4 protein-coding genes and 1 pseudogene are annotated in these 5,162 nt (G+C 58.9%); 3 read left to right on the top strand and 2 right to left on the bottom strand.

Annotation, left to right across the window (positions count from 1 at the left end; all coding sequences use genetic code 11):
* From HLUSI_RS0119995 to HLUSI_RS0119985, 3 genes are all read left to right on the top strand, one after another.
* Positions 1-331 (top strand): carbohydrate ABC transporter permease (locus tag HLUSI_RS0119995; protein WP_016835634.1); only part of this gene is annotated, 331 nt, incomplete at its 5' end.
* Between the two features lie 29 nt (positions 332-360).
* Positions 361-1,239, top strand: coding sequence for an ABC transporter permease (locus HLUSI_RS0119990; protein ID WP_016835633.1), 879 nt, complete (start codon positions 361-363; stop codon positions 1,237-1,239).
* 22 nt (positions 1,240-1,261) lie between these two features.
* Positions 1,262-2,740: a mannitol dehydrogenase family protein gene (locus tag HLUSI_RS0119985; protein ID WP_016835632.1), complete on the top strand. Its 1,479-nt coding sequence runs from the start codon at positions 1,262-1,264 to the stop codon at positions 2,738-2,740.
* Positions 2,741-2,918: 178 nt separating this feature from the next.
* Here the strand turns inward: HLUSI_RS0119985 and HLUSI_RS29750 are convergent, their stop codons facing one another.
* Positions 2,919-4,976 (bottom strand): T6SS phospholipase effector Tle1-like catalytic domain-containing protein, encoded by a 2,058-nt coding sequence (locus tag HLUSI_RS29750; protein WP_238534047.1) that lies wholly within the window; start codon positions 4,974-4,976, stop codon positions 2,919-2,921.
* A 5-nt stretch (positions 4,977-4,981) separates the two neighbouring features.
* Positions 4,982-5,162: pseudogene (locus HLUSI_RS33325) on the bottom strand (hypothetical protein); the annotation flags it as partial.

Raw genomic sequence — 5,162 nt, 5'->3', positions numbered from 1 at the left:
ACGGGCCGCGGCGACGCTGGGCGCCAATCCGTTCAACCAGTTCCGCTACGTGATCTTCCCGCTGATTCTGCCGGGCTTGGCAATGGCGTTCTGCCTGTCGTTCGTGCAAGCGTTTTCGGTGTTTCCTTCGGCGGTGCTGTTGGGTTCGCCGGCCGGTGCGACGCGTGTGATTTCGATTGCGGCGTATGAAGCGGCGTTCGAGAACTATGACTATTCCATGGCATCGGCAGTAGCGATGATCATGGGCGCAGTGCAACTGGGCGTGGTGGTGATCGTGCTCGGTGCGCGCAATCTGTTCTACCGCGGTCCGGTCACCGGAGGCAAGGGTTAACCATGACACAAGCAACGACAACTTCTCCCATGATGACTTCGCAATCGATCTCACGACAGCCTGCACCGAAGCGCCGCTCCCACTGGGCCAGCCGTGCCTGGAGCGGACTGGTGGTCGGCCTGATGACCTTCTTCCTGATCAACGTCGGCCTGATGATCGCCTCGGTCGCCACCAACTCGGTGGCCAAGCGCTGGCTCGGGACCTGGCTGCCAAACGGCTGGACGCTGGAATGGTATTCCGCCGCCTGGCAGGAATTCCAGCTCGGCGACGTGCTGCTGGTAACGGTGCAGGTGGTGCTGTCGGTGGTGGTGCTGTCCATCCTGATCGGCGTGCCGGCGGCGTACACATTGGCGCGACGCAACTTCCGCGGCAAGAAACTGCTGACCGGTTTGTTCCTGCTGCCCCTGATGATCCCGCCGATCACCTACGGCATCCCGCTGGCCACGCTGATGTATGAACTGCACCTGGCAGGCACCCTGCCCGGGGTGATCATCGCCAACCTGTTGCCGGCGCTGCCCTTCGTGATCCTGGTGATGACGCCGTTCATCGAGCAGATCGATCCGAACCTCGAATCAGCCGCACGGGTGTTCGGCGCGCGCACCTTCACGATGTTCCGCCATGTGCTGGTGCCGTTGCTGGCACCGGGCATCCTGGCTGCTTCGCTGCTGGTGCTGGTGCGCACGATTGCGATGTTCGAGCTGACCTTCCTGACGGCCGGCGCGGATACGCAGACGCTGGTGGTGGCGCTGTATTACTCGGTGTTCGCCGCAGGCGTGCGTGCTTCCCAGTCGATCGATGCGATGGCGATGGTGTACATGATCGTCACGCTGATCTGGCTGCTGATCGCGATGCGTTTCGTCAGCCCGACGCAACTGGTGTCGCGCGTCAAAGAACATCCGCAAAAGTGATGAAACCTGACGCAGGCACAACATGAAGCTGAACAAGCAAACACTGGCGCAAGCAGATAAGCAAACAGAAAAGCAGGCGGCGCTGCCGGACTATGACAGAGCCGCGCTACTACCCGGCATCGTGCATCTCGGACTGGGCGCCTTCCACCGCGCGCACCAGGCGGTCTACACCGACACGGTGCTGGCGCAGGGCGACCTGCGCTGGGGCATCGTCGGCGTATCGCTGCGCAGCCCTGAAACCCGCGATGCGCTGGCCCCGCAGGACAATCTCTATACGCTGGCGATCAGAGGCGTAGAAGGCGAACAGCTGCGCATCATCGGCTCGCTGGTCGACACACTGGTCGCGCCGGAGTCGCCCGCCGCCGTGCTGGCGGCGATGAGTCATGCGCATTGCCATATCGTCAGCCTGACCGTGACGGAAAAAGGTTATTGCCACGATCCGGCGTCCAACACGCTGCGCTTCGATCATCCCGACATCGTCCACGACCTGGTGCATGCCGATGCGCCGCGTTCGGCTATCGGCTTCATCGTGCGCGCCCTCGGCAAGCGCCGCGATGCGGGACTGCCGCCCTTCACGGTGCTGTCCTGCGACAACCTGCCGTCCAACGGCAACACTTCGCGCGCGCTGGTGCTGGCGTTTGCCGGGCATGTCGATCCTGAATTGTCGAAATGGATTTCCCGGCACGGCGCTTTCCCCAACTCCATGGTGGACCGCATCGTGCCCAAGACCACCGATGAGGATCGCGTCGCCATCGCCGCACGCCTGGGCGTCGACGACGCCTGGCCGGTGGTGACGGAGCCGTTTTCGCAATGGGTGATCGAAGACCGCTTCGCCGGTCCGCGACCAGCTTGGGAAACCGCCGGCGCAACCCTGGTGGAAGAAGCCGAGCCCTACGAACACGCCAAGCTGCGCATGCTCAACGGCAGCCATTCCAGCCTCGCCTACCTGGGTTCGCTGGCGGGCTACGTGACGGTCGACCAGGCCATTCGCGACGACGGCTTGCGCGGCTTCATCGAACAAATGATGACGCAGGAAATCGCACCGACGCTGCAACGTCCCGGCCTGGACGAATATCGCGACGAGCTGGTGGCGCGCTTCCGCAATCCGGCGCTGAAGCATCGCCTGCAACAGATCGCCATGGACGGTTCGCAAAAGCTGCCGCAGCGTTTGCTCGGCACCATCCGCGCACGCCTCGATGCTGGACTGCCTTGCGTGCGACTGTGTTTTGCGGTGGCGGGATGGATACGTTATCTGCGCGGAGAAGATGAAGCCGGGCTGGCGTATCCGATCTCCGATCCGCTGGCTGATGCGCTGCAAGCGGCGGCGCGCATCGCCGACATCGACGCACGCGTGGATGCCTTGCTGGCGCTGGAAGCCGTGTTCGGAAATGATCTTGCCAAGCGGGTGGAGTTTGTGTCTGCGGTGAAGACATTCCTGCGCAGCATCGAAGAGCAAGGAGTTTTACAGGCGCTGAGCATAATCGATGCAAAGAATGCCTGATTAGCGGATTAAAGAAAAGCGCTCCCCCAAGTTTCTTGTGGGTGCGCCCTTCTGATTTTTCCATCCCATCTCAGCACATAGATACCGTCCGGGTCGGATAGTCTTTGGATAGTATCGTCCAAGGACAGTCAGTGACAATCTGTTCACGTATTGCACCGGTCCATGTCACGACGTATTGTTACAGCAAGAACACAACGCGCGGCACCAGATATCCACCGCCTTCACGCAGTGTCCCGGTTTGTGTGAAAACGTAGCCGCTACACAACGCTCCCGCGTCCTCGTCGCTTTGCACAGGGAATATCGGCTGGTCCTTGGAGTTTTGAGTCAACAGGGCAATTTCTTTGTCAGTGAAGGCGCTTTCACGTTGTAAATCTCCCGTGTCGTCCATACGTCCATTGAAGCGCGCATTCTCCGTCTGTCTGACCAACTCAGCCTTGTCATCTAGAATCTTTTGCAGTTCAGAATTCTTCGCCTTGGCCTTCTCAAAATTCTGCCAGGCTTGATGGTTATAACGATCGTGTTCCGATGGCGGCTTGGTTTGCCAGGTGCGCAACTTCTCAGCCTTCTCTTCCGCGCTCACATAGCCGCCCAGATAGAACCCGGCCAATGAATCGTGCACTTGCTCCTCAAGCAAAGCGATACCGTCGGCTCTCGACTGACCTCGTTGTTCTTCGAAGACTGCCAGCACTAGCGTTTCAGTCGCATCAGGCGCCTGCCGTGTATCTGCACGCAACAGCTGCTGCTGATTGGCAAGATGACTGTGGCCCGGCCCGTAGAATTTGATTTCATCGCCATTGTCTCTATACCTCCTTGGAGGACCGCCCTTGGCGCGCTCGCGCAGCAGTTCCATGTCGCCCTTGAACAGTGCATCGTAGCTGGCGATATCCTGCTGCTCTTGGGGCGTGGCGCGCTGGTAGGCCGGCAGTTGCGCCATGTGGTCCAGCCAATGGCTGCGAAAACGGTAGTACATGCGCAGATGTTCGCGCACCTGTGCTTCGTAGGTGCCGGCGAAGTCCCCTGCTGCCATATACGCGTTCCAGTTGGCCGCCAGTTCGGGGCTGAGGGCGTAGTCGGCTTGCAGGTCTGAAGCCATCTGGCGATAGGTCACCAAGGGCACGCCCGCCAGACGCGCGATTTTATGCATGTGCAACAGCGGCACCTGCGACACCATCTGTCCGACCGTCATGCCACGGCCCTGTTCCTTGGGGCAGTAGCCTCCGCCCACATCCGCATGCACGCCGGGATACAGCACTTCCTGCACGTTGTTTCCCTGGACGCGCGTGACGGGGAAGTTCATGCGCTGTTCGTGTGCAGCGATGTAGTGCACCGTTTGTTTGACCAATGAAGGGAGCGGCGTCAGGGTCTCGGCCGCCCAGCTGAAATGGCCGTCGATGAAGCGGAAAGGCGTGGTCTGCGCCGCCGAATGTGGCAGGCCGACCGAGGCGACCGAATCGAACAGACCGAGGAAGTTGATCTCGATGGGCATGCCCGCTAGCGTGGATTTCTCTTCCAGCGCAGCGTGAAGCCAGTAGCAGAAACTGCGCGCTTCAATCGCGCCGCGAGAGAAACCGAAGACGGCCACGCGAATCAGTGGGATGCGCGGCTGGATGATAATGTCACGTTGAGCTTGAAGCTTGTTGTTGAGTTCGTCGCGCAGCTGCGTGAACCAGCGTTTGCGGCGCTCGTGCAGGGGGTATTCCTTGTCGTAGTTCTCTTCGACGTCGCGGGTATAGCTTTTTAGTTTGGCGGTGAGTTGGGCTGGTTCATATAAATCACGCCCCTCGTTAAATGCTTGATAAACGGCGTTATAGACCTCTAAAACGCCATACAAAATCCGCGCCTGTCCGCCTTTTCCCATGGCTTTACCTTCCTGCGTTTCCTTCCACTCCTGATTCTCGGGAAAGCGCGTGCCTACACCTGGGATATAAAAGCGGAAACAGCTGGAATCTTTTTGATAGCTTTCGCCCTTGATATCCTTGTGCGCATTGAACAGCTTGACGACGTTGGTATGCGCCTGATTGGGTTCATCCCTGTATTTGTTATTGCTTGTGCCATCAAAGAACAGGCCTATGCGGACCATTTTTTGACAGGACGGAAGCGGATTTCCGCTTGGGGCGTATACCACGGGCGCCCTTAGCAAATCCTTTAGGGCGATTTCTTCTGTTTCCGTTGCCATCATTTCTATTTCAGCATCAGCAGCTATCTTTGGCGGTGATGAGTGTATTGGAGTGCTCATGATTACTAATCCTCCGCTGGCGGAACGGTGACCTCTTCCAATATTGGATGATGAGGACTTGCCCCATTTGAATTGGCCGCAACTACACGCACCTGATCATCTTTAAAAAAATGGACATAGATGTTTCCGACCTTTTCGTACCGCATGATATTGGTGGTCTTTTCCACCCATTCCCGCCCATTGGGT

It is taken from the genome of Herbaspirillum lusitanum P6-12 (genome assembly GCF_000256565.1).
Lineage (GTDB): Bacteria > Pseudomonadota > Gammaproteobacteria > Burkholderiales > Burkholderiaceae_D > Herbaspirillum > Herbaspirillum lusitanum.
Note: the sequence above shows the minus strand (reverse complement) of the source record. Positions and strands in the feature narration are given on the sequence as shown.

Coding starts and splice junctions, on each gene's coding strand:
- HLUSI_RS0119990 (WP_016835633.1), top strand. CDS start 361: ATGATGACTTCGCAATCGATCTCACGACAGCCTGCACCGAAGCGCCGC.
- HLUSI_RS0119985 (WP_016835632.1), top strand. CDS start 1,262: ATGAAGCTGAACAAGCAAACACTGGCGCAAGCAGATAAGCAAACAGAA.
- HLUSI_RS29750 (WP_238534047.1), bottom strand. CDS start 4,976: ATGAGCACTCCAATACACTCATCACCGCCAAAGATAGCTGCTGATGCT.